This is a genomic window from Pseudomonas sp. NFACC43 (genome assembly GCF_900119645.1).
In the GTDB taxonomy this organism is placed as follows: Bacteria; Pseudomonadota; Gammaproteobacteria; order Pseudomonadales; family Pseudomonadaceae; genus Aquipseudomonas.
Map to the genome: position 1 here is coordinate 37,243 of NZ_FPKK01000002.1, position 25,747 is coordinate 62,989.

Below are 25,747 nucleotides of genomic sequence, written 5' to 3' on the forward strand. Positions count from 1 at the left end.
CCCAGCCCCCTGGTCATGCAACAGCCCTCTTCAGGCTGTGCAGAGGGAAAAGCAAGGCTGCTGTTCCCGTTGTCGAAACTCAGTACCAGTTAGGATCCTTCTTGAGTTGCTCCATTAACATTTCCTGCATACCTTCGTCCGGGTTACCCAGGAAACGATAGTCGGCGTGGCGGGTCGGCGATTTGTCGGCAGGCAGTCCGGCGGGTACCTCGACCAGCAAGGCGTAGGCCTCGTCCTTATCGAAACTGAAGGCCACGAACAGGCGCTTGCTGCGACAGGTGGCCTGGGTCTCGCACAGCGGACCGACCAGATACTTGTCGCCGTCTTCTTCGACAGCGTTCATCTGTTCCGAATCGCCGGACAGGTTCATGACCCATTCCGGCAAGCGTTCTTCTTTCTTGACGACCTGCTGCCAGGTCTCGCGGTATTGCGGGTCTGACTCGAGCAACTGGTTGACCCGCATCTGTCCGTCATTGGCAGCCATTGCCAGGGTGCTGCCGCCCAGCAGCAGGGCGGCTACCCATCCTTTCAACGAAACGCTCATGGTCAGCCTCGACCGCGACGGCCAAAGAAGAAGGAAGCGATGAACATCACCAGGAATACGACAAAGAGAATCTTGGCGATGCCCGTGGCGGTGCCTGCGATACCACCGAAGCCCAGGACGGCGGCGATGATGGCAATGATCAGGAATGTAATAGCCCAGCTCAACATGGTGATTCTCCTTACGCTTTTCTATTTAGTTTGGGTCTGGCGGAGATGGTTCCATGCGCCAAGGACGCAGGGATCATCGAGTTAAAACACCCAGCGTTCCTGGCGCGGCATGTCGGCCACAGGCTGTGCCTGATCGACGTCCATCATGCGCATCGAAGCGGAAGCCTGGGCGACGTTGCCCACGGGGCTGAAATGGGTTTGGGGAGCTCTTTGAACCGACACCAGAGGGGCTTCGGGCTGCTGGCTGTAATGCCAGAGAAGCAATTGCTGACCCACCACGAGGGTCACAAGCAAAGCCAGAACAGCCCACAACCCCTGCTGTACGCGCAGGGAAGTGATTGAAAATCGGGCGGCACGTTGACGATTCATCCTGGAATTCCTCCCCACCCCGGGTGGTGATCTGGTTGGGCGTTTGCACGCTACGTTGATCAGACCATTGCAGGCGGCATGCCAGATTTTTTTATAGAAAAAACTATTTTAAATCATAGAGTTATATTAGTCGCAAAAAGACTGGAGAACGCATCCTGCACGATGCTCCAATCTGCGGTCGTGCGTATTGCACGAATGCCCGCGCCCCTGCCTCTGATATGCAGGCCTTCGTATGCAAGGAAAGTGTCGATCCGGATTCTTTTTGAATTGCCGCTCGCCAATCGATGTCGGAATGGCGTGCCAGACCATTCGACACAGGCACAGGGCAAGAAAGGAGATAAATCAGGCTTTTATAATCCCGCCATCCACAGCGAGGCTGCCGATAGGTAGTATTCGCTCAGAATCGACCATGCAACTTGCCCGATTTTTCTGACACTAACCAACATCATTCATTAAAGGAGCGTAGGAAAAATGGAATCCGCCACTGAGCATCAAGGCCGCATTCTGCTGGTAGACGATGAGTCTGCCATCCTGCGTACCTTCCGCTATTGCCTGGAAGACGAAGGCTATACCGTCGCCACCGCCAGCAGCGCCGCCCAGGCCGACGCCTTGTTGCAACGCCAGGTATTCGACCTGTGCTTTCTCGATCTTCGCCTGGGGGAGGACAATGGACTGGATGTACTGGCCCAGATGCGCATCCAGGCCCCCTGGATGCGTGTGGTGATCGTCACCGCCCACTCGGCGGTCGATACGGCGGTCGATGCGATCCAGGCAGGCGCCGCCGATTATCTCGTCAAGCCCTGCAGCCCGGATCAGTTGCGCCTGGCGACTGCCAAACAGCTGGAAGTACGTCAATTGTCAGCCAGGCTGGAAGCCCTGGAAGGCGAGATGCGCAAGCCCAATGACGGCCTGGACTCCCATAGCCCAGCGATGAAGGTTGTCCTGGAAACCGCCCGCCAGGTCGCCAGCACCGACGCCAACATCCTGATCCTGGGTGAGTCGGGCACTGGTAAGGGCGAGTTGGCCCGGGCCATCCACGGCTGGAGCAAACGTGCGAAGAAGTCCTGCGTCACCATCAACTGCCCTTCGCTGACGGCAGAGCTGATGGAGAGCGAACTGTTCGGCCACAGCCGGGGGGCGTTCACCGGGGCCAGCGAGAGCACCCTGGGAAGGGTCAACCAGGCGGATGGAGGCACGCTGTTTCTCGACGAGATCGGCGATTTTCCCCTGACATTGCAGCCCAAGCTGCTGCGTTTCATCCAGGACAAGGAATACGAACGGGTCGGCGATCCGGTGACCCGCCGGGCCGATGTCCGGATTCTCGCGGCCACCAACCTCAACCTCGAAGACATGGTGCGCGACGGCCGTTTTCGCGAAGACCTGCTGTATCGCCTGAACGTCATCACGCTGCATCTGCCGCCGCTGCGCGAGCGCGCCGAAGATATCCTCACCCTGGCCGATCGTTTCCTGGCGCGCTTCGTCAAGGAGTATGCCCGCCCGGCCCGTGCGTTCAGCGACGAGGCCCGCGAAGCGCTGCTAGGCTATCGCTGGCCTGGCAATATCCGCGAGCTGCGCAACGTGGTGGAGCGCGCCAGCATCATTTGCGCCCAGGAAAAGGTGGAAATCAGTCATCTGGGCATGGCCGAACAGCCCGTCAACAACGCGCCGCGCATTGGCGCCGCGCTGAGCCTCGATGAGCTGGAAAAAGCCCACATAGGGGCGGTACTGGCCACGGCCGATACCCTCGACCAAGCGGCCAAGACCCTGGGCATCGACGCGTCAACGCTGTATCGAAAACGCAAGCAGTACAACCTTTGAACGGTAGCTTATGAAACTGGCGATGAAGCTGCGCACCCGACTGTTTCTCAGTATCTCGGCCCTGATCACCGTGGCATTGCTGGGGCTGTTGCTTGGCCTGGTGAGCGTGATGCAAATGGCCAGTACCCAGGAGCGAGCGGTTCGCGACAACTTCGTTCTGCTGGACCTGGGCCTCAAGTTGCGCCAGACCCTCGGTGACCAGTTCATGATCATGCTGGACGAAAAGCCTGATCTGGCAGCGCTGGAAGATTCCAAGCGACATTACTTCGAGCTGCTTGAAGAGGGTATCGCCCACGAACAGAGCCTGGACGATCCGGCGGGCAGCTTCAGCCAGGCCAAGACCGATTATCAGCGTTTTCTCGACTCATTCGCCGCTTTTCGCCAACAATCGGCCCCACTTGTAGGTATCCAGGATCTCACGGACAAGTTCAATGTGCTACGCAACGGCCTCATCGAGGATTATCGACGCGCGCTGAACAATATCGGCAAAGCCCAGGCCGAAGCCCAGGATCGGGCACTGCTCATTGCCGGCCTGCTGGGGCTGGTAGGGCTGGCGGTCCTGATCATCGGCTTCGTTACTGCCCATGGCCTCGCCCGACGTTTCGGCGCGCCGATCGAAGCACTCGCGGCAGCGGCGGATGACATCGGCCAGGGCAACTTCGAGGTAACACTGCCGGTTTCCTCCGCGGTCGAGTTGAACCTGCTGACGCGACGCTTCGGGATCATGGCCCAGGCACTGCGCGAGCACCAGGCGATGAACGTCGACGAGTTGCTCGCCGGCCAGCAGCGCTTGCAAGCGGTACTGGACAGTATCGATGACGGTTTGCTGATGATCGATCGCCAAGGCCAGTTGGAGCACCTCAATCCGGTGGCCCAACGTCAACTGGGCTGGGATGAGGAACGTCTGGGCCTGGGTCTGGGCGAAGCCCTTGGGCGTCAGGAGCTGGACGAAGAACTGCAGTTGGTCCTGCGGGGCGGAACCCTGGAAAGGGCGCCGGAAGACCTGAGTATCGAAGTGGATGGCGAGTCCCGGCTGCTGACTTACAGCCTTACCCCCGTCAGCCATACCCAGGGGCATATCCTTGGCGCCGTCATGGTGCTGCACGACGTCACCGAACAGCGCGCCTTCGAACGGGTACGCAGCGAATTCGTGCTGCGGGCCTCCCACGAACTGCGCACACCGGTGACAGGCATGCACATGGCGTTTGGCTTGTTACAGGAGCGCGTGCATTTCCCGGAGGACTCCCGCGAAGCGGACTTGCTCAACACCGTCAACGAAGAAATGCAGCGGTTGATGCAACTCATCAATGACTTGCTGAATTTCTCCCGCTACCAGAACGGCCTGCAGAAACTGACATTGGCGCCTTGTTCCATCGAAGACCTGCTGGAAGCGGCGAGGCTGCGGTTTGCCGTCCAGGCCCAGGCCAAGGGCATCGAATTGCTCGTGGCGATCCAGGGTCCGCTACCGCGCCTGCACGCCGATGCCGCGCAACTGGACCGGGTGCTGGATAACCTGATCGACAATGCCATGCGCCATACCGGCGACCATGGCCAGATCCGCCTCCAAGCACGGCGCCACGGCGAGCGGGTGATCATCAGTGTCGAAGACAACGGTGAAGGCATCGCCTACGGCCAGCAAGGCCGGATCTTCGAACCTTTCGTCCAGGTCGGCCGCAAGAAAGGCGGCGCCGGCCTCGGCCTGGCACTGTGCAAGGAGATCGTTCAGCTCCATGGCGGACGCATGGGGGTTTATTCAAGACCCGGGCAGGGCACGCAGTTCTATATGGCGCTGACGGTATGAAGCCTGGGCTCTTGCGCGCCGACAAGTTTCAGACGGGGCCTAGGCCTCATCGTCCAGGCGCCGCCCCAACCGTCGTCGTCCCCGTGTGATCAGCTCGATGAGCTGCACCGCACTGAGGGCATGGGCAAACAGCCAACCCTGGCCGAACGTGACCCCTTCGCTGCTCAGGTAGGAAACCTGGGCCTCATGCTCGATGCCTTCGGCAATCACCTTGAGCTCCAACGCATGGGCCATACGGATGATATGCGGTGCGACACCACTGCTGGCGGCGTCGTGACCGAGTGCATCGATGAACGCCTTGTCGATTTTCAGGCAGTCCACCGGCAGGGTCTGCAGGTAGGCCAGGCTGGAATAACCGGTGCCGAAATCATCGATCAATACCTGATGGCCCAGATCACGCAGCGATTGCAGGTTATCCCGGGCTACCAGCACATCGATCAGCCCGCGCTCGGTCACCTCGAAGGCAATCTGATGCGCCGACACCCGATGCCGCTCCAACAGGCGTGCGATCACTTCACCGATGCGCGGCACCATCACGTCACAGGCCGCCAGGTTCACGGATATATAGAGGTGCGGGTTGGCCCGTAACAGTTGACCCAACTGATCGAACAGTCTTTGCAGCACAAAATCGGTGATTTGCCGGATCTGCCCGGTATCTTCCGCCATCGGAATAAACAGGTCCGGGCTGGTCAAGGTACCGTCGGGTCGGCGCCAACGCAGCAATGCCTCGGCGCCGACACAGTTGCGACTGCGCAGATCGAAAATCGGCTGGTACAGCACCTGCAATTCACCACGCCGGATGGCACCGTGCAGCTCGGCGTCCATGGATTGGCGATGACGAGCCAGGAGAAGGACCTGGAAACCGATCCCCAGACCCAGTACCAGGCTGATGGGCAGCATCCACCAGGCATTGGCCGGTATCTGGAAACCGTCGCGTGGGGCGATCAGGACCAATTGGTATTCAGGGTTGTCGGTCTGCATTCGATAGATCAGCCGGGTGGCCGTCACTTGCAAGGCATTGCGACTTTTCGCGGGCCAGGGCTCCGTCGGTGGCCAGTATTGTTCGGAGCCCAATACGGGAATGGCTCGCTTGCCATTGTCCAGGACCACCAACAGGCTACTGCCGGACGGCAGGTCGACCACATCGGTCAGATGTCCGCGAGAGGTGGCGACCCGGAAGTTGCCACGACCAAGCATCAACGCAGCGCGGTTCTCGTCGGGTTCGGTGGTGGTGTTGAGCCAGTAACTGTAGGTGGGTCCCCAGATATCAGGCGGGCGAGTCACGGACAGGCCGGTTTGACGCGGGCGATTGGAGCAGACGCCGCGACTGTCGATATAAGCCGCCTCATAGACGAAGCGGTAGTTGAAGCTGACCTGCTGCAGCGTCGCGATCATGTCATCATCGCAACCACGCAAGGGCTGCGTCTGCAGATCGTCGAGGCCTTCGCGCAACTGGCCGAACAGCTGTTCCAGTCGCTGCAGGAAGCGCTCACCTTGAGCATTCATCTGGTCACTTTCACGCTGCTTGACCTGCTGTACCACCACAAACAGGCTTGCGGCCAATAGCAGGGCCGTACTCAGGGCAGCCGCCACCATCGCCAGAAAAAGAGGGCGATGGAGCCAGCTCTGCAGGGCTTCGCGGGTAGCCGTCATCATGGGTAATCCGAAAGTTACCAATGAGTTATAGCTTCTGATTTGACTTTGGGTGTTATCGGCAGACCAGCGTCATTATTTTGTCTGGTTGAGCACCTGCAAAATCGCCGCGCTTTGCGCATCCGGCGTGCCGTCGAACCGGACTGGTCGATACCGCATCTGGAACGCCGCCAATACATGGCGGGTGGCCACGTCCCATTCACCGGTCTGGGGCGTTGGGTAGCCGAGCCGAGCCAGCTCGGCCTGGAACCAACTGGCACTGGGCAGCTGGGCCGCGAAAAGCACCTGCTGGCGCGCCACGGCCCGTTCATCCGGCCATACTCCCAAGCCTGCCTGGGCCAGGCGCTTCCAGGGAAACAGCGGCCCGGGATCGAGCTTGCGCAGGGGGGCGATGTCACTGTGGCCGATGATGTTGCTCGGGTTGATCGCGTTGCGTCGGGTGATGTCCTTCAGCAGAACGATCAAGGATTGCACCTGGGCTTCGCTGTAGGGGTACCAGAGGCGGCCAGTGGGTGTGTCGACGAAACCCGGATTGACGATCTCGATGCCGATTGAGCTGGAATTGAGCCAGGTCCGCCCCTGCCATTCGCTTTCCCCGGCATGCCAGGCGCGCCGGCTTTCATCCACCAGTTTGTAGATGGTCGCGTTCCTGTCGTCGCCGATCAGGTAATGGGCACTGACCTCGCCATGGGTCAACAGAGCCAGGGAGCGCTCCAGGGAAGCCGAGGTGTAGTGGACCACCACGAACTGCACCCGGTTGTCCTGATTGGCCGAAGGATGGCTGGTATCCAGCCTCGGGCCGCTGGTGCAACCGACCAGGGCCAGCAGAAAAGCAATAAGAGGGAAGAATTTCATGGCACGGGGCGTTTACGGGTGGAAAATAATGCAACAGTGTAACGTATCGCCTGGTGATGATCCGATCCGCCTCCGGATATTAAACAAATTGGAACAATTGACTCAGCCCAGCTCCACCCGGTTACGCCCGGCAGTTTTTGCTCGGTAAAGCGCCTGATCGGCTCTTTTGAGCACCTGATCACTGCTTTCTCCCGTCCTGAATGCGGTCAGGCCCATGGAGACCGTAATCGTGACCGGCTCGCCCTTGAAATGGAACGGGCAGGCTTCGATGGCGGCCCGCAGTTTCTCGGCCAGCTTCGCGCCAGCCGCCAACGGTGTGTCCGGCACCATCAGGACGAACTCTTCGCCGCCGAAACGGGCAATGAAGTCGCTGCCACGCAGGCGTTTACGCAACACCGTAGCGATGATTTTCAACACCCTGTCGCCCGCCAGATGGCCATAGTTGTCATTGATGCGCTTGAAGTGATCGAGATCGAGCATGGCCAGCAGCAGGCTGTTGCCTTGCCGTTGCCATTTGGCGACTTCATGCTCGAGACGTTCGCTCCACGCGGCGCGATTGGGCAGCCCGGTGAGGGGGTCGATCAGGGCCTTTTGCCGCTGCTCTTCAAGATTCTCGCGGACGACCTGGGCTTCCTGCTCCATGATCGCGACCCGCTCGGCCAGGCTCTTGAGGCGCTCGGAAACCTCCTGCTCGCGCTGGTCCCGTTGCATGCGGTGCTGGTCCATCGTACCGAGCAAGCCTTCGAGATGGTTCTCCAGCACTTGCTTGAGGCCCTCCAGGTCATCGGCTTCCTGCATGCTGCTTTGCAAGCCATCGACCTGCTCGCGAATCTGGGTGTCCATTTCCCTGGAAGCGCAAAGATTGTCGGCATGGCCTTCACTGGCGGCTCGCAGGCTGCTCTGGAATGATTCCAATCGATCATTGAGGCGCTGCAGATAGGCTTCGAATTCATGCTGCCCGCTGTCGGTGATGGCCAGCATGAGCGTGGCGAAATCATCGAGGATCGGTAGCAACTCATACCAGTTCAGGCCATTTCGCAGCCGCTCTCCCATCGCCTCGGCCTGCGGGCGATGACGTTCGGGCAGGGTCAGGTCACCCAGCAGGCCCAACAGTGTGTCTTCGATATGCTTGGCCACTGAGCTGTAGGAAGGCTCCGGCGAATCGGGCAAGGCATAGTGGGAATCTTCCGGATCGACGGGCAACGACTCGACGATTTCCGGCTCATCGGGTCCCGCGGCTGATGGCTGCTGCCCGGCTTCCAGAGGCACCTCGCAGACCAGCTCATAGGGGTTCGACGACGCCCGGGCGGGCACCGGATCTTGCGTCTGGACCGGAGCCGGCGCGACCAGCTCGGTCATCGGATGCGAAACGTCGGCTACAGGGACCGGAGTGGACTCAGGCATCGGCGGGATGAAAGCGGCCGGTTCCACGGTTTCGTCGACGGGCCGTACCGGCTGCGCCGCCAGAGGGACGGGCACGGGCTCCACGGGCGGCGACACCAGCGTCGCTGGCGCAGCCTCGGAGGCGGGTTCGGCGGCGCTCGTGGCAGGCTCATGGACCTGGGGTGGGGCGTCTTCCTGGCCGTGGCCACCAAACAACCGCTGCAACAGCCCAGGACGATGAGCTTCAGCGGGAGTCTCCAGCACGCTCAAGGCCTTGCCCTGCAAACCACTCAGTTCACTGAGCAGCAGCGGAATCTCCCGAGCCTGGCCGACTCGTGCCTCCAGGTGTTTGGAAAACTTCTTCAGCGGCCGACTGACTTCCTTCGGCAACGGCAGGCTCTGCAGCTGAGCGACCAGGGCCGTCAGGGCCGTGCTCATCTGTTCGATCCGGGTCTCGCGGCGCTGCTCGGATTCCAGCACAGCCTTTTCCAGGCGCGGCAACAGAGCGGCAAGGGCAGCATCCATCTCATCGGTGCGTACCACTTCGCGCATTTCTTTCATGCATTGATCGACAGCCCTGTCCGTGCCCTCAGCGGCCAGGGTGCTGCGCACCAGGCCACGACGCAAGAGGTCGAGCCGGGCATTCCAGCGTCGTTCGAGCTTCTCCTGCTGTTCGATGCTCCTGAGGTACTTCTCTCTCCAGCGTTCGGCGTCGTCGCTCATTCATCGGATCCGCAAGGGGCAGGACTCAGCGCAGGGAAGGCATCGGCCGTGAGCGAACCCGGCAGACGAATTTCAACCGCGACCGGCAGGTGATCGGAAATGGGTTGAGCCAACACTTCGAACCGTTCGAGGGCCAACGTGGGGCTCAGCAGGATATGGTCCAGGCAGCGCTGAGGGCGCCAACTGGGGAACGTGGCTTCCAGTTGCGGGGCGAGGAGGCCAAGGTCGCGCAGGGGGGAGGTCTGCAGCAGGTCATTGGCATGGGTATTCATGTCGCCCATCAGTACCTGATGCTTGTAGCCACTGATCAACTCACGAATGTAGGCCAATTGCATCGTTCGGGTCCGAGCCCCGAGGGCCAGGTGCATCATCACCACCACCAGCGCCTCCGGACCTTCACCGAAACGCGCCAGGATCGCCCCGCGCCCCTTGGGCCCCGGTAGCGGATGATCTTCGATGGCCCAGGGCCGCAGGCGACTCAACACACCGTTGCTGTGTTGGCCGAGACGACCGAGATTGCGATTGAGTTGCTGGTACCAATAAGGAAAAGCGCCCAGTTGAGCGAGGTGTTCGACCTGATTGACGTAGCCGGAGCGCAGGCTACCGCCGTCGGCCTCCTGCAGGGCCACCAGGTCGAAATCCTTGAGCAGCTCACCGATCTTCTGCAGGTTGTCGGCCCGTCCGGTGTGAGGCAGCAAATGCTGCCAGCCCCGGGTCAGGTAGTGCCGGTAGCGCTCGGTGCTGATGCCCACCTGGATATTGAAGCTGAGCAGCCGCAGACGATTGTCAGCGGGCAGGCCCGTAGACGCGATGTGATGCTCGTTGACCCGCGGCTCATGCAGGCCAACGATGCGTTCGGTGCTCCAGCGGGCCATGGGGGTGGGGCCGCGCTTAGTTGGCGGCAGCCTTGGTGGCCGCTCGCTCTTTGGCGATCAGTTGGTCGGCCAGTTGCAGTGCTTGTTCGGCACCGCCAGCGGAGCCGATATCAAAGCGGTACTTGCCGTTGACGATCATGGTCGGTACGCCGGTGATCTCGTACTTCTTCGCCAGATCCTTGGCCTTGACGATCTGACCCTTGATGGCGAATGAATTGAAGGTCGCCAGGAACTTGTCCTTGTCGACGCCTTGTGTGGCAAGGAACTCGGCCATTTCCTCAGGATTGGTCAGGCGCTTTTTTTCATTCTGGATCGCATTGAACACTGCGGCGTGAACCTTGTGCTCGACGCCCATGGATTCCAGGGTCAGGAACATCTGGCCGTGGGCATCCCAGGGGCCGCCGAACATGGCAGGGATACGCACGAAGTTGACGTCAGACGGCAGTTTCTCGACCCATGGGTTGATCACCGGTTCGAAAGCGTAGCAATGCGGGCAGCCATACCAGAACAGCTCCACCACTTCGATCTTGCCAGGCGCCGCCACCGGAACGGGGTTGGCCAGTTCGACATAAGGTGCGGCTGGCTTTTCAGCCGCTTGGGCAGTCATGCCGAACAGGCTGGCGACGACGAGCGCGGCGCTGATGATCAGATTACGCATGCTTTACTCCTGGACAATAAGTGGCCTCGCGAGGCGTGTTTTTCAGACAGGCCGTGGCGGGTTCAAGTTCGTAGTGTAACGGCAGCGGCCACAAAAAAGGGCGGCCAAAGCCACCCTTTTGATGTTTGCATCGACAGATTAATCGAGCGTTAACGTTGCAAGGGCCAGGCGCCCTCGCAACGCAGGACAATGCACTCAGTGCAGGCCCTGGATGTAGCTGGCTACTGCCGCGATGTCTTCGTCGCTCAGTTTGCGGGCGATGGTGCGCATGGTCATCGCATCGCCGTCGTTGGCGCGGCCGCCTTCTTCCTTTCGGAAATCGGTCAATTGCTTGGTCACGTACTGGGCATGCTGGCCGCCCAGGTGCGGGAAGCCAGCAGCGGCGTTGCCCTTGCCGTCAGGGGAGTGGCAGCCAGTGCAGGCTGGCAGACCTTTGCTCAGGTTGCCACCACGGAACAGCGCTTCACCCCGTGCCACGAGCTTTGGATCGGCAGCACCCACGCTACCTTTCTGGCTGGCGAAATAAGCCGCGATGTCCGCCAGGTCCTGATCGCTCAGGTTGTTCAGCAGGCCGGTCATTTCCAGCACGACACGCTTGCCGTCCTTGATGTCCTTCAACTGCTTGGTCAGGTAACGCTCGCCCTGGCCCGCCAGTTTCGGAAAGTTAGGCGCCATGCTGTTGCCATCCGGGCCATGGCAGGCTCCGCATACGGCGGCTTTCGCCTGGCCGGCGGCGGCATCGCCAGCGGCATGGGCTATACCGGATATCCCCAAGGTCAACAGCAGACTCACGATCAGTTTGTTCATCAGCTAATCCAACTACGGCTAAGGGTTGAAGAGTTATGGACCGGGTTCACTCGCTCATCCACTGGATGATGGCTCGGTAATCCTCGGCACTGCAGTCCATGCACAAACCACGCGGCGGCATCGCCTTGAAACCCTGGGTCACGTGTTGCACCAGCGTCTCCATACCTTTCGCCAACCTCGGCGTCCAAGCTTCCTGATCACCCTTGCGGGGTGCCATGGGGAGTTGGCCGGAATGACAGGCACCACAAACACGGTTGTACACAGCTTCCGGATCCTGTGTAGCCTGAGCGCTGTAAAGCGGTATCAGGACACCGGCAGCTAGCAGCCATTTCGTCATAAAACGACCTTTTCAGGGTTGAGAGCGAGCTGCGTTCTGATGCGCAACTTCGGTCTATCGCTCTCGTGAGCCTCATCCTACGCTGGGACAAAGCGCACACAAAATCTGCGGCATTATATACTGGCGTCACTGAAACGGAAACGACACAGCTTGCCGCGTCCATTCCCGACGCCGCTCACATCGGAAATCCCATGCAACTGAAGAACCCCATCCTTGGCCTGTGCCAACAGTCCACCTTCATGCTCAGCGCCGCCAAAGTCGATCAATGCCCTGACGACGAAGGCTACGAGGTGGCTTTTGCCGGGCGTTCCAACGCTGGCAAATCCAGCGCGCTGAACACCCTGACCCATGCCAGCCTGGCGCGAACCTCCAAGACGCCGGGTCGCACGCAGCTATTGAACTTCTTCAAGCTAGACGATGAACGCCGTTTGGTCGACCTGCCTGGCTACGGCTATGCCAAAGTACCGATTCCCCTCAAGCAGCATTGGCAGCGCCACCTGGAAGCCTACCTGGGCAGCCGCGAGAGCCTCAAAGGCCTGATTCTGATGATGGATATCCGCCATCCGATGACTGACTTCGATACCCTGATGCTCGATTGGGCTGTTGCCAGCGGCATGCCGATGCACATCCTGCTGACCAAGGCCGACAAACTCACCTACGGCGCGGCAAAGAACACCTTGCTCAAGGTGCAGTCGCAGATCCGCAAGGGCTGGGGCGAGGCGATCACGATCCAATTGTTCTCGGCGCCCAAGCGCATGGGCCTGGAAGAAGCCTACGGCGTTCTGGCCAACTGGATGGAACTGGCGGACAAGGGCAGCGAAACGGCCGAATAGCCGAATCGCAGGCAAAAAAAACCCCGGACTTCGTATGGGGAGGGGGAAGTTCGGGGTCCAAGTTCCGGACCGCTAGGGCGGGGTCCAGATATCTGCCAACACTTAACACAACATAGGAGCATTGAAGGGCTTCACCAGCCATTCAGAATCTCTGAGTAGCAATTCACGGGTTTAGTTCAGATTATTTTTGGAAATAACCTTAGGAATTTTCCGAACTAACCCGGATTCTCCCGTGGCGAGGGGATTTATCCCGTTGGGCTGCAGAGCAGCCCAGGTGCCTGCGGGACATGCCCGGCGGTGGCGGAACACTGATTTTGGGCCGCTGCGCCCAATGGAGATCAATCTCCTCGCCACGGGGTTGATTGCCGGGCTCAGTGCGCCTCGTCCCAGTTGTTCCCCACGCCCACTTCCACCAGCAGCGGTACGTCCAGTGTGGCGGCGGCACTCATGTGCCGGCGGATGTCCTCGCGCACTTGATCCACCAGATCCTCGCGCACCTCCAGTACCAGTTCGTCGTGAACCTGCAGGATGACCTTGGCATCCAGCCCCGAGGCAGTCAGCCAGCGATCCACGGCCACCATCGCTTTCTTGATGATATCGGCCGCCGTGCCTTGCATCGGCGCGTTGATCGCCGTGCGCTCGGCGCCCTTGCGCAGCGCGGGGTTCTTCGCGTTGATGTCCGGCAGGTACAGCCGGCGGCCGAAGATGGTTTCGACGAAGCCTTGCTCGGCGGCCTGGGTGCGGGTGCGCTCCATGTAGGCCAGTACGCCTGGGTAGCGGGCGAAATAACGATCGATGTAGGCCTGGGATTGCTTGCGATCGACGCCGATCTGCTTGGCCAGGCCAAACGCGCTCATGCCGTAGATCAAGCCGAAGTTGATCGCCTTGGCGCTACGGCGCTGGTCATGGGTAACCGCGTCCAAGTCGACGCCGAACACCTCGGCGGCCGTGGCCCGGTGCACGTCCAGATCATTACGAAACGCGTGAAGCAACCCTTCGTCCTTGGCCAGGTGCGCCATGATCCGCAGTTCGATTTGCGAATAGTCCGCCGCCAGCAGCTTGTAGCCTTTCGGCGCGACGAACGCCTGGCGGATGCGTCGGCCTTCGGCCGTGCGAATCGGGATGTTCTGCAGGTTCGGATCGATGGACGACAGACGACCGGTCGCGGCGACGGCCTGCTGATAATTGGTATGGACCCGGCCTGTGCGACTGTTGATCTGCTCCGGCAGGCGATCGGTGTAGGTGCTCTTTAGCTTGCTGAGGGAGCGGTACTGCATCAGCACCTTGGGCAGTGGATAATCCTGCTCCGCCAGCTCGGCCAGCACCGCTTCGGCGGTGGACGCCTGGCCCTTGGCGGTCTTGCTGAGCACCGGCAAGCCGAGTTTTTCGTACAGGATCACGCCCAGTTGCTTGGGCGAGCCCAGGTTGAATTCCTCGCCAGCGATGGCAAAGGCCTCACGCTCAAGGGCCACCAGCTTCTCGCCCAGTTCGACGCTTTGCACCCCCAGCAGGTTGGCGTCGACCAGCGCCCCCTGACGTTCGATACGCGCCAGGACCGGCATCAGCGGCATTTCAATTTCAGTGAGCACCTTGTTCAGGCTCGGGATCGCCACCAGTCTTTCCTGCAAGGCCTGATGCAGGCGGAACGTCACGTCCGCGTCTTCGGCCGCGTAGGGACCGGCCAGTTCCAGGGCGATCTGGTCGAAGCTCAGCTGCTTGACCCCTTTGCCGGCAATGTCCTGGAGATCGGTCTTGCTCTGCCCCAGGTACTTGAGCGCCAGGCTGTCCATATCGTGACGGGTCGCCGTGGAATCCAGCACATAGGATTCGAGCATGGTGTCGAACGCGATGCCCTGCACCATGATGCCGTTGCCCTGATCTCCACCGATTGCACAGTTGGCCAGGATGTTGGTCTCGAACTTGGCGTGCTGGCCGACCTTGGGTTTGTCCGGGTTTTCCAACAGCGGCTTGAGAGCCTTGAGCACTGTGTCGCGGTCCAGTTGCTCGGGCACGCCCATGTAGGAGTGGGTCAGCGGGATGTAGGCGGCTTCGAAGGCTGCGACGGAAAACGACAGCCCCACCAGTTGCGCCTGCTGGGCGTCGCCGCCATTGGTTTGCGTGACGAAAGCGAACAGCGGCGCCTGTTCGAGCTTGGCCAGCCAGGCATCGAAACGCGCCTGGTCGAGAATGACCTCGTACTTCGCTTCGGCGCCAGCGGGCTGTTCGTCAGCGATTTCGACGATCTCCTGGCCGGCGCGCTTGGCGTCACGCTGGTTTTCCTCGAACCAGCTCTTGAACTCCAGCAGCGTATACAGCTCAGCCAGCTTCTCGTGATCCGGTGCGCCCATCTGCAGGTCGTCGAGGCCGATATCCAGCGGGACATCGGTCTTGATGGTGGCCAGTTCGTAGGAAAGAAACGCCATTTCCTTGTGCTCTTCGAGCTTGGCCGGCAGGGTCTTGGCGCCTCGTATCGGCAGCGTGGGCACGATATCCAGTTGCGCATACAGCTCGGTGAGGCCGCCGTTGACGCCCACCAGCAAGCCGGCCGCGGTCTTCGGACCGATACCCGGCACGCCGGGGATGTTGTCGGAGGAATCGCCCATCAACGCCAGGTAATCGATGATCTGCTCCGGAGCGACACCAAATTTCTCCTTCACGCCAGCCACGTCCAGCGAGCTACCGGTCATGGTATTGACCAAGGTAATGTGCCCGTCGACCAACTGCGCCATGTCCTTGTCGCCAGTGGAGATCACCACCGGGCGATCGGCCGCGGCGCTGCTGCGGGCCAGGGTACCGATTACGTCATCGGCCTCGACGTTGTCCACGCACAGCAGCGGGAAACCCAGGGCCTTGACGCTGGCATGCAGCGGCTCGATCTGCACGCGCATGTCGTCGGGCATGCTCGGGCGGTTAGCCTTGTATTCGGCGTACAGCGCATCGCGAAAAGTCCCACCCTTGGCGTCGAACACCACGGCGAACGGGCTGTCCGGATACTGCTTGCGCAGGCTCTTGAGCATGTTCAACACGCCCTTGACCGCACCAGTCGGCAGGCCTTTGGACGTGGTCAGCGGTGGCAGCGCATGAAAGGCGCGGTACAGATAAGAAGAACCGTCCACCAGGACGAGGGGGGCTTGGCTCATGAGCAGGATCAACCTTTTCGGCGGGTCCGGGGCTAGAATAGCGGGACCGTTGACGACAAAGGGACAAGGTTATCATGCGTACACTAAATCGCCTGTTACTGGCTGGCTTGTTTGCAATGACACCGCTGGCCATCATGGCGGCGGACGAAGCACCTTCGGCGGACCCGGACGTGACCATTCGCACGGAAGGCGACAAGACGATCCAGGAGTATCGGCAAAACGGCTTTCTGTACGCGATCAAGGTCACGCCCAAGAACGGCAAGCCTTATTTCCTGGTGCGTGCCGATGGCAGTGATGCAAACTTCATCCGCTCGGATCAGCCGGATATGCTGATTCCGTCGTGGAAAATCTTCGAGTGGTGATGCCGCTCCCGACTTCAACAACCGGCGCCCACTGAAGGGCGCCCGTACTGGCAGTTTTTAACCATGTCTGTGTTCACGCCCCTGGCTCGGCCCGAGCTGGAAACCTTTCTCGCCCCTTATGGGCTCGGCCGCCTGCTTGATTTCCAGGGGATCGCCGCCGGCAGCGAAAACACCAATTTCTTCATCAGCCTGGAGCAGGGCGAATTCGTCCTGACCCTGGTCGAGCGCGGTCCGGTGCAGGAGATGCCGTTCTTCATCGAACTGCTGGACGTTTTGCACGAAGCCGACCTGCCCGTGCCCTACGCCTTGCGCACCAGCGACGGCATCGCCCTGCGCGAGCTGGCCGGCAAGCCGGCGCTGCTGCAGCCCCGCCTGGCAGGCAAGCACATCAAGCAGGCCAACGCACAGCACTGTGCCCAGGTCGGCGAGCTGCTGGCGCACCTGCACGTGGCCACGAAGGACAACATGATCAAGCGCAAGACCGATCGTGGCCTGGACTGGATGCAGGAAGAGGGCACGAAACTGCTGTCACATCTCGATGCGCAGCCGCGTCGGTTGCTTGAGGCAGCACTGGCGGAAATTTCAGCGCAGAAAACAGGCATCCTGGCATTGCCGAGGGCCAACATCCACGCGGACCTGTTCCGCGACAACGCAATGTTCGAAGGCACCCACCTGACTGGCCTGATCGACTTCTACAACGCCTGCTCCGGGCCGATGTTGTATGACGTTGCCATTGCCTTGAATGACTGGTGCTCGGATGACGACGGCGTGCTCGATGGCCCTCGGGCGCGTGCGCTACTGGGGGCCTACGCGGCTCTGCGGCCCTTCACCGCCGCCGAGGCGCAGCTATGGCCGACCATGCTGCGCGTGGCGTGCGTGCGGTTCTGGCTGTCGCGACTGATCGCCGCCGAATCGTTTGCCGGGCAGGATGTGTTGATTCACGACCCGATGGAATTCCAGCAGCGCCTGGCGCAGCGGCAGAAGGTCAGCACGTTGCTGCCCTTCGCCCTGTAGCAGCAGGCAGGCCGAACTGGTTTCTCTTGTGGCGAGGGGATTTATCCACGTTGGGGCGCGCAGCGGCCCCCAAGAAATATCTTCCGCCACGGTCCCTCAGATCGAAAGCATGGGCTGCTTCGCAGCCCAACGGGGATAAACCCCCCTCGTCACAGGTTTGTGCATCGAAGACGTTATAGCGACTCCAGGCACCCCGCCAGATCATTCCCCAATTTCTCCAGCAGTTGCTCGTATCCCTGTGCCGTCGCCGGGGTATAACCGCCAAGTGCGTCCAGTTCTGCCAACTTCACCGGCAAGCCTGCCACCAGGGTTTCAGCCAGGCGCGGGCGCAAAGGCGGTTCGCTGAACACGCAGGTCTTGCCCACGGCCTGCAATCGCGTGCGCATCGCCGCCACATGCTGGGCCCCCGGCTGCACCTCGGCGGCCACGGCGAAGACTCCGGCGTGCTTGAGGCCGTAAGTGTCCTCGAAATAGTCGAACGCTTCGTGGAAGACGAAATATGGCTTGTCCGCGATACCGGCCAGACGCGACTTCAGGCGGGCGTCCAAGGCGTCGAGACGCTGGTTGAATCCCTTGAGATTGCTCTGGTAGCGGGCGGCATTGGCAGGATCGGCACTGCTCAGGTCCGCCGCCATCCTGGCGGCGATCACCCGCGCATTGGTCGGCGAAAGCCACAAGTGAGCATCGATCGTGCCGGGGCGATGGTCGTGGTCGTGCTCGTCGTCATGATCGCCTTCGGCGTGGGAATGGCTGTCTTCGCCGAAGTGCCGAAGCTTGAGGCCCGGCAGTTCCTGCACCGCCACGGAGGGCAGCGTGCGACCGTTCAGCACACGGGGCAGGAAACCTTCCATGTCCGGGCCGATCCAGTAGAGCAGGTCTACTGATTGCACTTTCCGTACGTCGGATGGGCGCAAGGCGTAGTGGTGGGGCGATGCACCGGGCGGCAGCAGCACCTCCGGGACGGCCACGCCGTCCTGCACCGCGGCGGCAATCAGCTGCAGCGGCTTGATGCTGGCAAGGACTTTCACTTCGGCCTGGGCTGGACCGATCAGCAGAAAACTTGCGACAAAAGCGACAAAGATCGAAAAAAGTCGGGACACGATGACCACTCAATGAGGCGAGAACGGGTAACATAATAACGTCTCTCACTAAACTCGTCGCTGCCCATGCCTATTACACCCCTCGCCAGTCGCCCCCACGATCACTCTCATTGCGTGCACAGCGCGCTGTCCGAGGCCGACGCCATCTGCGCACGCCAAGGGTTGCGCCTGACCGCCTTGCGTCGGCGCGTGCTGGAACTGGTCTGGCAAAGCCACAAGCCGCTGGGTGCCTATGACATCCTGGCGGTACTCAGCGAGCAGGACGGCCGTCGCGCCGCGCCACCCACGGTTTACCGAGCCCTGGATTTCCTCTTGGAAAACGGCCTGGTGCATCGCATCTCCTCCTTGAATGCCTTTATCGGTTGCAACCATCCGGAGCACGCCCACCAAGGCCAGTTCCTGATCTGCCGCGAATGTCACACCGCCATCGAGCTGGAGCAGAAGTCCATCAGCGATGCCATCGTGGCCAGCGCCGAGGAAGTCGGCTTCCAGGTCGATGGCCAGACCGTCGAAGTGGTCGGCCTCTGCTCCGGTTGCCGGGAGGCCTGATGAGCAACGCGTTGATCCGCCTCGAGCAGGTGGCCGTGACGTTCGCCGGGCAGAGCGTGCTGGACAATATCCATCTGAGCGTCGAACCAGGACAGATCGTCACCCTGATCGGCCCCAACGGCGCCGGCAAGACCACCCTGGTGCGCGCCGTGCTGGGGTTGCTCAAGCCGGACAGCGGCAGTGTCTGGCGCAAGCCCAAGCTGCGGGTCGGCTATATGCCGCAGAAGCTGCATGTCGACCCGACCTTGCCGCTGTCGGTGTTGCGCTTCCTGCGCCTGGTGCCCGGCGTGGATCGCGGGCGGGCCTTGGCGGCACTCAATGAAGTGGGCGCCGAACAGGTCATCGACAGCCCGGTGCAGAGCATTTCCGGTGGTGAAATGCAGCGTGTGCTGTTGGCCCGGGCCCTGCTGCGCGAACCGGAGCTTCTCGTACTCGACGAGCCGGTGCAGGGCGTCGATGTGGCCGGCCAGGCCGAGCTGTACAGCCTGATCACTCGTCTGCGCAACCGTCATGGCTGCGGCGTACTGATGGTGTCCCATGACCTTCACCTGGTCATGAGCACCACCGATCAGGTGGTCTGCCTCAATCGTCACGTCTGCTGTTCCGGGCATCCGGAGCAAGTCAGCGGCGACCCGGCGTTCGTCGAATTGTTCGGCAAGAACGCCCCCAGCCTGGCGATCTACCACCACCATCACGATCACGCCCACGACCTGCACGGTTCGGTGGTCGTGGATCCTTCCGCTTCTACCCATGTGCATGGAGACGGCTGCAAGCATGGCTGATTTTCTGTTGTATGCCCTGCTCGCAGGCCTGGCCCTCGCGCTGGTGGCCGGTCCCCTGGGCTCGTTCGTGGTCTGGCGCCGCATGGCCTATTTTGGTGATACCCTGTCCCACGCGGCGTTGCTCGGCGTGGCCCTGGGGTTTCTGCTGGATATCAGCCCCACGGTGGCGGTGACCGTCGGCTGCCTGCTGCTGGCGGTGGTGCTGGTGACCTTGCAACAGCGCCAGCCACTGGCGTCCGATACGCTGCTGGGGATCCTCGCACCCAGTACCCTGTCCCTCGGACTGGTGGTGCTGAGCTTCATGCACGACGTGCGAGTCGACCTGATGGCCTACCTGTTCGGCGACCTGCTGGCGATCAGCCCGATGGACCTGTCGTGGATCCTGGGCGGCAGCGCCGCGGTCCTGTTGTTGCTGGTTGCACTTTGGCGTCCATTGCTGGCCGTCACTGTGCACGAGGAACTGGCGCGGGTCGAAGGCCTGCCCGTGGTGGGCCTGCGGCTGGCGTTGATGCTGCTGATCGCGGTGGTGATCGCCGTGGCGATGAAGATCGTCGGTGTGCTGCTGATCACCTCGCTACTGATCATCCCGGCAGCCGCGGCCCAACGTCACGCCCGCTCTCCGGAGCAAATGGCCCTGGGCGCCAGCCTGCTGGGCATGCTCGCGGTGTGTGGCGGGCTGGCGCTGTCGTGGTTCAAGGACACCCCGGCCGGCCCGTCGATCGTGGTCAGCGCCGCCGCGTTGTTTCTGCTGAGTTTTGTCCTGCCCCGCCGAGGGGTGTAGACTTGCTCGCTTTTTGCGCAAATAGAGAGTCGCAGGAATGAAGCCGTTCGCCTCCCGTTATCTGCTCCTTGTCGCATTTTCATTGTTGCTGGGCGCATGCAAGAGTTCGCCGCCGGTGACCCAGGCCCCCGATACACCGGGTCCGGCCATCGCGCAGCTGGAACAAAGCCTGGCCAGTAACGAACTGGCCACCGCTGAAGACCAATTGGCTGCCTTGCAGGCCGGTACCCCCGCGGATCCGGCGCTGGAACCCTATCAACGGCAACTGGCCGAGGCCTACCTGCGCCGCAGCCAGATCGATCTGCAAAAAGGTGACGTAAACGCCGCCGCCACTGCCCTGAGCCGTGCCCGTGCGCTGATGCCCAAGGCGCCAGCCCTGACCGGTGAGGTCAACAGCGCGATCGCCGAGGCCCGCAAGGCCGAGCTGGAAAAAGCCGAGGCCGACCTCAAGGCCGCCGAAGCCAAACCGGTGGCCAAGGTGCTGGATCTCAGCGCCGCAAACACGACGGTGACGCTTAACCTCGGGGATATGCAGCAGATGCGTCGGCAATTGGATGCCATTGCCGCCGATACTGTTAATTTCAATTGCGAGGTCAGCATCCAGGCACCGCGCACCGACGATTACCCGTGGTTGGCGACATTGCTGACCAAGCGGGTCAGGAAACTCGATCCGGACTTCGATTTGAAGGTGCAGAAGCAGATCCTGCGCAGTGTGCCGGCGCAGGTGGTGCTGACTCCGCGTAACCCCTAGCAGCATCGCAAGCCAGCTCGCCTCCACAGAAAAATGGCATTACTGTGGGATCGAACCGGCTCGCGATAGCGTCCTCCAGGCTTGCGCTTAGGCCGGAATCGCCTTGGCCTTGGGCTCCCGCGCCCACACCCGATGCTGGGCAATCGCATCGAAGAACGCCTGGAACTTGCCGGCATCCACATCCGCGATCAACCCCGCATCCGCCTCCAGCTTCAACAACACCAGCAATTGCCGGGCTTCGCCGTTAAGGGCGATGGCCTTCAGGTGCTTGTAGGCTTCCAGTATGTAATGCAAGGCCACGCCGTCGCTGCTCAGGGCCTTGATCGATTGCGCTCCGCCCGGGACGAACACCGCGTCGAAGGCGATCGATGGCATCCCCTCCATGGAAGCATCCACCGCCAGGGTTTTCCCATCGAGGGTGGTGACCGGCGCGCTGGTCGGTCCAAGAATCTTCGCATGGGCGCCGTTGGCCTCAAGCTCCTGTTTGAGCGCATCGATGATTGCCCCATCGACACCGTCGGCCACCAATACCGCAACCTTGCGAGTCTTGATGTCGCCGGAGAGCAGGTTCGCCTGGCTCAAGGCCGGGGATTTCTCCAGGGATGGGGTAGGTACATCGACGGTGCCGCAGGTCGGTGCTGGCAGACCGAGGTTTTTCGCCACCCGGGCGGCCAGTTCCAGATCGATATTGGCAAGGATCTCGTTGACCTGCCGCGCCCTGATGAACTCACGCTCCACCTTGCCCAGCTCGAAGCTGTAGGCCGCAATGATGTGCTCCTGCTCGTGGGCGCTCATGCTGCGATAGAACAGCCGTGCCTGGGAGAAGTGATCGCCGAACGAATCGCTGCGCTGGCGGATCTTGCAGGCATCGATGCGTTCCGGGTAGCTCTCGAAACCGCCGTCCTGCGGGCCGGAAGGGGTTTCCTTGGGCCACCCGCCATCGATGGAATTGGGCTCGTAGGACGTACGCCCCTTGTCGATGGTGGTGCGGTGCATGCCATCACGCTGGCCGTTGTGCACCGGCGTGATGGCGCGGTTGATGGGCAACTCATGAAAATTCGGTCCGCCGAGTCGGCTGATTTGCGTATCGGTGTAGGAAAAGAGTCGGCCTTGCAGCAGCGGATCGTTGCTGAAATCGATACCCGGCACGATGTGCCCCGGGCAAAACGCGACTTGCTCGACCTCGGCAAAGAAATTGTCCGGGTTGCGATTGAGCACCATCTTGCCCAGCGGCGTAACGGGTACCAGTTCTTCCGGGATGATCTTGGTTGGGTCGAGCAGGTCGAAGTCGAACTTGTGTTCGTCTTCCTCGGCGACAATCTGTACGCCAAGTTCCCATTCTGGGTAGTCCCCCATCTCGATCGACTCCCAGAGATCGCGACGGTGATAGTCCGTATCTTTCCCGGCCAGTTTCTGCGCTTCGTCCCAGACCAGCGAACAGGTGCCGGCCGTTGGGTGCCAGTGGAACTTGACGAAACTGCTCCTGCCCTCGGCGTTGATCATGCGGAAGGTATGCACGCCGAAACCCTGCATGGTGCGCAGGCTTTTGGGGATGGCCCGATCGGACATCGCCCAGATCACCATGTGGGCCGATTCGGGCACCAGGGAGACGAAGTCCCAGAAGGTATCGTGGGCCGAACCGCCGGTGGGGATCTCGTTGTGGGGCTCGGGCTTCACCGCGTGGACGAAGTCAGGAAACTTCACCGCATCCTGAATGAAGAACACCGGCATGTTATTGCCCACCAGGTCGAAATTGCCTTCTTCGGTGAAAAACTTCACCGCGAAGCCCCGTACGTCCCGCACCGTGTCGCCAGAGCCGCGTGGCCCTTGGACGGTGGAAAAACGCACGAATACCGGCGTTTTCTTGCTCGGGTCCTGTAGGAAACCCGCTTTGGTCAGCGCTGAATGCGCCTCATAGGCCTGAAAATAGCCATGAGCACCGGTACCGCGGGCGTGGACGATACGCTCGGGGATACGCTCATGGTCAAAGTGCGTGATTTTTTCACGCATGATGAAATCTTCCAGCAGCGAAGGCCCGCGGGCCCCGACGCGGAGGGTGTTCTGGTTGTCGGCGATCTTCACGCCCTGGTTGGTGCGCAGCGCCTGCTCGGTAGCGTCGGAACGAAACGGCTCCAGGCTTTCAAGCTTGTCGTTGGTGTTGCCGCGGTCCAGGGTGTCGGTCCCGGCCAGTTGGCTCTTGTTGACCGGTGGCTTGTTGGTACTCATCAGATAACTCCTCGTTTCGGTCCTTTCCAGACAGAGGCCTCCAGACGGGCTAGCGCCAGGCGGTGGCATCCAGGCATTGGGAGTGGCTTTTGCAATGGCTTATGTAGTGACTGATGAGGGTCCGAGCCGTTCCATCGCAACGCTCACGGATTTTCAAGGACGGCGCCAACCGCCCCATGATCGATACCGGGCATGGGGCGGCAGGGCGAGGGCGGAGGGATCAGATGCCATCCCGCAGGATTTCGATGCGCCACCTCTGACGGGTGTCCACGCCTTGGTACCTCTCGACCCATTCCGGGCTGATCTGCGGCGAATTGCCCAGGTGGTTAGGCATCACATCGTGCAAGGACGGCGCTCGCGGATAGCTGGCCCAGGGAATGTTCAACGGGTTGAACACGTTCTTGGGCGTGTCCTGAAAGTGCATGGAATCATCCGGAATGACTTTCAGGCGGCTGTTTTCGGAATACAGGCGCCAGTCACGGTTGTACAGCGAATGGAGACGGTCTGCCTGCCATTCCCATTGCTGGCGGTTATCCAGGGCACAGGTCTGGGTGACCAGGGCGCCGTCCGTTTCGCGCACACTCAGGCATCGCCGCGACGCCCTGTTGACGTAACGGTTCTCGGAATCCAGGCCCCATAGCTGACTGCCATTCGAGGCCGCGCATGATTGGAGGGAAACATGAGCATCGGCCCCTTCGGCCATGCACTTGCCAACGCCCTCGGCAGAACGAATCAGCACGGTCATCTCCCGAGTCAGGAACGGGCTGTTCAAGTCCAGCGTGTACTGTTCAGCGGCTTCGTAGAGATCGGTCACCTGGCGAGATCGCACCTGAGTCCTGTCCCACCACCATTCCCGACGGTTCAGGTCGTAACCGCCGCCGATACTGACGGTTGCCTGGCCTGTGTAGTTGCCAGGCAATTCCCACAATGTGTAGGACTCCAACGGCGCCGAGCGCATCATCGGCGTCATGCGCTCTTCGGACAGAATGGGCATGCCAGCGGTAAACCGATCCACCAGGATGCCCTTGAGCTTGGGATCGATTGGCGCGTTCCAGGTCAGCTTCGAACCATTCTGGGAAGTGATCAGAGAGTAATCCTTGAAGTCATAACTCAGCGACTTGGAATGCGAATAGTTGAGGCCGAAGTTGACATTGAACGGTGACTTGGCGGCATAGGTGATGTTTTCCGCTTTCGTCGCACCAAACTCGCTGCCCAATGTTCCGCCGATGGCCAGCCCGTTGGTTTTAGTTTCGCTGAACTTGAACTCGGTTCTTGAATCACTGGCGGGTGCCGAGTTGACCAATACCGGAACAATCTGTTGCGCGCTCAGCTGATGAGTAAACCGATAGGCATGGGGCAGGTAGGCGCCCCATAGATTCTCTCCGGTGCCACCGGGCCCGAATCCGCCAATGGTGATTCCGTTTTTCATGGAGCGAACAGTGGTCGGTGAAGTCTTTATGGAAACGAATTTCTTGTCCTGACTACGCTCCGCACTGCGAATGACATCGATATTCACCACGGACGTCATTTCCTGGCTCGGGCTCTGAAGGTTGATGTTGTAAGTCAACTTTGGCAGCCCGATGAACTCGCTTTCATCCTTCAACGACCTGCTCTGCACCTGCAACTGGGTAATCAACTGCCGCACGGCATCCAGGATGGCCTCGTCCTCATAGCCCTCCAGGCGGTAGACGTTGATCTGGGAACCGTTCGCCCGATGGAACAAGGCATAGTCGAACGCACCGGAAATCCCAAAGATACTGCCGACTTTTTCCATGGCTTCAGGGGTTTGCCTGCCCATTTTCAACAATATCGGCCTGCCCGAGCGAAAGATGTCCGTGGCTTTCTCGATCGCTGATTCGTCTTGCCCTGTCGCAGCAATGTCCAGATAAGCCATGGACGAAAAAGTGTCATTGGCCAGCAGTTCATTGAACGCTTCCCTGGACAGATTGGATATCGACATTTCCTTGAACTGAGAAGACTCAGGATGTTTGCCAGGAAGTTGGCCGAACGTCATCAACGTGTTAGAAAATACAGAACCTTCAGCCATTGCACTGGCCGTTAGGCTCAGCGCAAACAATCCTGCAAAAACAGCGTTATGCCTTTCACATTTAATTCCCTTTAATAGTTATCCATCAGCAACCTGTTAGTTGCACTTTACTGCCGTTGTCAGCGACGGTCCGTAAACTACCAGATTGCATTTACCGTGCAATTGGAAGCGC

At 60.7% G+C, this 25,747-nt stretch carries 23 protein-coding genes; 9 read left to right on the plus strand and 14 right to left on the minus strand.

Going from position 1 to position 25,747, the window contains the following annotated elements; translation table 11 throughout:
* Positions 1 to 79 precede the first annotated feature (79 nt).
* The 3 genes from BT179_RS04105 to BT179_RS04115 all read right to left on the minus strand — a co-directional run bounded on the left by BT179_RS04105 (position 80) and on the right by BT179_RS04115 (position 1,080).
* Positions 80 to 544: an inhibitor of vertebrate lysozyme family protein gene (locus BT179_RS04105; RefSeq protein WP_072398273.1), complete on the minus strand. Its 465-nt coding sequence runs from the start codon at positions 542 to 544 to the stop codon at positions 80 to 82.
* A gap of 2 nt (positions 545 to 546) precedes the next feature.
* Complete coding sequence (locus BT179_RS04110; protein ID WP_003177151.1) at positions 547 to 711, minus strand: DUF1328 domain-containing protein; 165 nt, start codon at positions 709 to 711, stop codon at positions 547 to 549.
* An 81-nt stretch (positions 712 to 792) separates the two neighbouring features.
* Entirely contained in the window at positions 793 to 1,080 is a 288-nt protein-coding gene (locus BT179_RS04115) for a hypothetical protein (RefSeq protein WP_072398274.1), read from the minus strand.
* A gap of 471 nt (positions 1,081 to 1,551) precedes the next feature.
* On the opposite strand from BT179_RS04115, the gene algB reads away from it, so the two are divergent.
* Together algB and BT179_RS04125 are read left to right on the plus strand one after the other, a co-directional pair.
* Positions 1,552 to 2,898 carry a sigma-54-dependent response regulator transcription factor AlgB gene (algB, locus tag BT179_RS04120; RefSeq protein WP_072398276.1) on the plus strand — a complete coding sequence of 449 codons (1,347 nt, stop codon included), beginning with the start codon at positions 1,552 to 1,554 and terminating at the stop codon, positions 2,896 to 2,898.
* A gap of 10 nt (positions 2,899 to 2,908) precedes the next feature.
* Positions 2,909 to 4,699, plus strand: a complete 1,791-nt coding sequence (locus tag BT179_RS04125; protein ID WP_072431301.1) for an ATP-binding protein — start codon at positions 2,909 to 2,911, stop codon at positions 4,697 to 4,699.
* 39 nt (positions 4,700 to 4,738) lie between these two features.
* Here the strand turns inward: BT179_RS04125 and BT179_RS04130 are convergent, their stop codons facing one another.
* The 7 genes from BT179_RS04130 to BT179_RS04165 form a co-directional block, all read right to left on the minus strand.
* Entirely contained in the window at positions 4,739 to 6,352 is a 1,614-nt protein-coding gene (locus BT179_RS04130; protein WP_072431374.1) for an EAL domain-containing protein, read from the minus strand.
* A 75-nt stretch (positions 6,353 to 6,427) separates the two neighbouring features.
* Entirely contained in the window at positions 6,428 to 7,207 is a 780-nt protein-coding gene (locus BT179_RS04135; RefSeq protein ID WP_072431302.1) for an N-acetylmuramoyl-L-alanine amidase, read from the minus strand.
* Positions 7,208 to 7,309: 102 nt separating this feature from the next.
* Complete coding sequence (locus BT179_RS04140; protein WP_072431303.1) at positions 7,310 to 9,313, minus strand: diguanylate cyclase; 2,004 nt, start codon at positions 9,311 to 9,313, stop codon at positions 7,310 to 7,312.
* Positions 9,310 to 10,188, minus strand: a complete 879-nt coding sequence (locus BT179_RS04145) for an endonuclease/exonuclease/phosphatase family protein (protein WP_072398286.1) — start codon at positions 10,186 to 10,188, stop codon at positions 9,310 to 9,312. The genes BT179_RS04140 and BT179_RS04145 overlap by 4 nt, the downstream gene beginning before the upstream one ends.
* 16 nt (positions 10,189 to 10,204) lie before the next feature.
* Positions 10,205 to 10,846: a thiol:disulfide interchange protein DsbA/DsbL gene (locus tag BT179_RS04150; protein ID WP_072398287.1), complete on the minus strand. Its 642-nt coding sequence runs from the start codon at positions 10,844 to 10,846 to the stop codon at positions 10,205 to 10,207.
* Between the two features lie 195 nt (positions 10,847 to 11,041).
* The gene (locus tag BT179_RS04160) at positions 11,042 to 11,653 is read right to left on the minus strand and encodes a c-type cytochrome (protein ID WP_072398289.1); all 612 of its coding nucleotides are present in this window, start codon (positions 11,651 to 11,653) and stop codon (positions 11,042 to 11,044) included.
* A 46-nt stretch (positions 11,654 to 11,699) separates the two neighbouring features.
* The gene (locus BT179_RS04165) at positions 11,700 to 11,990 is read right to left on the minus strand and encodes a c-type cytochrome (protein ID WP_072398290.1); all 291 of its coding nucleotides are present in this window, start codon (positions 11,988 to 11,990) and stop codon (positions 11,700 to 11,702) included.
* A 191-nt stretch (positions 11,991 to 12,181) separates the two neighbouring features.
* Here BT179_RS04165 and yihA point away from each other — a divergent pair, with 191 nt between their 5' ends.
* Complete coding sequence (gene yihA, locus BT179_RS04170) at positions 12,182 to 12,823, plus strand: ribosome biogenesis GTP-binding protein YihA/YsxC (protein WP_072398291.1); 642 nt, start codon at positions 12,182 to 12,184, stop codon at positions 12,821 to 12,823.
* A 371-nt stretch (positions 12,824 to 13,194) separates the two neighbouring features.
* Here the strand turns inward: yihA and polA are convergent, their stop codons facing one another.
* Positions 13,195 to 15,963 (minus strand): DNA polymerase I, encoded by a 2,769-nt coding sequence (polA, locus tag BT179_RS04175; protein WP_072398292.1) that lies wholly within the window; start codon positions 15,961 to 15,963, stop codon positions 13,195 to 13,197.
* 74 nt (positions 15,964 to 16,037) lie between these two features.
* Between polA and BT179_RS04180 the strand changes: the two genes are divergently transcribed.
* On the plus strand, positions 16,038 to 16,325 hold the full coding sequence (locus tag BT179_RS04180; protein ID WP_072398293.1) for a DUF2782 domain-containing protein: 288 nt from the start codon (positions 16,038 to 16,040) through the stop codon (positions 16,323 to 16,325).
* 63 nt (positions 16,326 to 16,388) lie between these two features.
* Positions 16,389 to 17,339, plus strand: a complete 951-nt coding sequence (locus BT179_RS04185; protein WP_072398294.1) for a homoserine kinase — start codon at positions 16,389 to 16,391, stop codon at positions 17,337 to 17,339.
* 173 nt (positions 17,340 to 17,512) lie between these two features.
* Here the strand turns inward: BT179_RS04185 and BT179_RS04190 are convergent, their stop codons facing one another.
* On the minus strand, positions 17,513 to 18,439 hold the full coding sequence (locus BT179_RS04190; protein ID WP_072398295.1) for a zinc ABC transporter substrate-binding protein ZnuA: 927 nt from the start codon (positions 18,437 to 18,439) through the stop codon (positions 17,513 to 17,515).
* A 66-nt stretch (positions 18,440 to 18,505) separates the two neighbouring features.
* Between BT179_RS04190 and zur the strand changes: the two genes are divergently transcribed.
* The 4 genes from zur to BT179_RS04210 are packed head-to-tail and all read left to right on the plus strand — an operon-like array spanning position 18,506 to position 21,302.
* Positions 18,506 to 18,988, plus strand: a complete 483-nt coding sequence (gene zur, locus BT179_RS04195) for a zinc uptake transcriptional repressor Zur (RefSeq protein ID WP_072398296.1) — start codon at positions 18,506 to 18,508, stop codon at positions 18,986 to 18,988.
* Positions 18,988 to 19,770 (plus strand): zinc ABC transporter ATP-binding protein ZnuC, encoded by a 783-nt coding sequence (znuC, locus tag BT179_RS04200; protein ID WP_072398297.1) that lies wholly within the window; start codon positions 18,988 to 18,990, stop codon positions 19,768 to 19,770. Before zur ends, znuC begins: the two co-directional genes overlap by 1 nt.
* A complete protein-coding gene (gene znuB / locus BT179_RS04205) occupies positions 19,763 to 20,551 on the plus strand; it encodes a zinc ABC transporter permease subunit ZnuB (RefSeq protein WP_072431304.1) in 789 nt (262 codons plus the stop codon). The genes znuC and znuB overlap by 8 nt, the downstream gene beginning before the upstream one ends.
* Before the next feature lie 37 nt (positions 20,552 to 20,588).
* Positions 20,589 to 21,302, plus strand: coding sequence for a PA5502 family lipoprotein (locus BT179_RS04210; protein WP_072431305.1), 714 nt, complete (start codon positions 20,589 to 20,591; stop codon positions 21,300 to 21,302).
* A gap of 87 nt (positions 21,303 to 21,389) precedes the next feature.
* Here the strand turns inward: BT179_RS04210 and katE are convergent, their stop codons facing one another.
* Positions 21,390 to 23,528, minus strand: coding sequence for a catalase HPII (katE, locus tag BT179_RS04215; RefSeq protein ID WP_072431306.1), 2,139 nt, complete (start codon positions 23,526 to 23,528; stop codon positions 21,390 to 21,392).
* A 220-nt stretch (positions 23,529 to 23,748) separates the two neighbouring features.
* Positions 23,749 to 25,605: an RICIN domain-containing protein gene (locus BT179_RS04220; RefSeq protein WP_143148682.1), complete on the minus strand. Its 1,857-nt coding sequence runs from the start codon at positions 25,603 to 25,605 to the stop codon at positions 23,749 to 23,751.
* Positions 25,606 to 25,747: the final 142 nt, after the last annotated feature.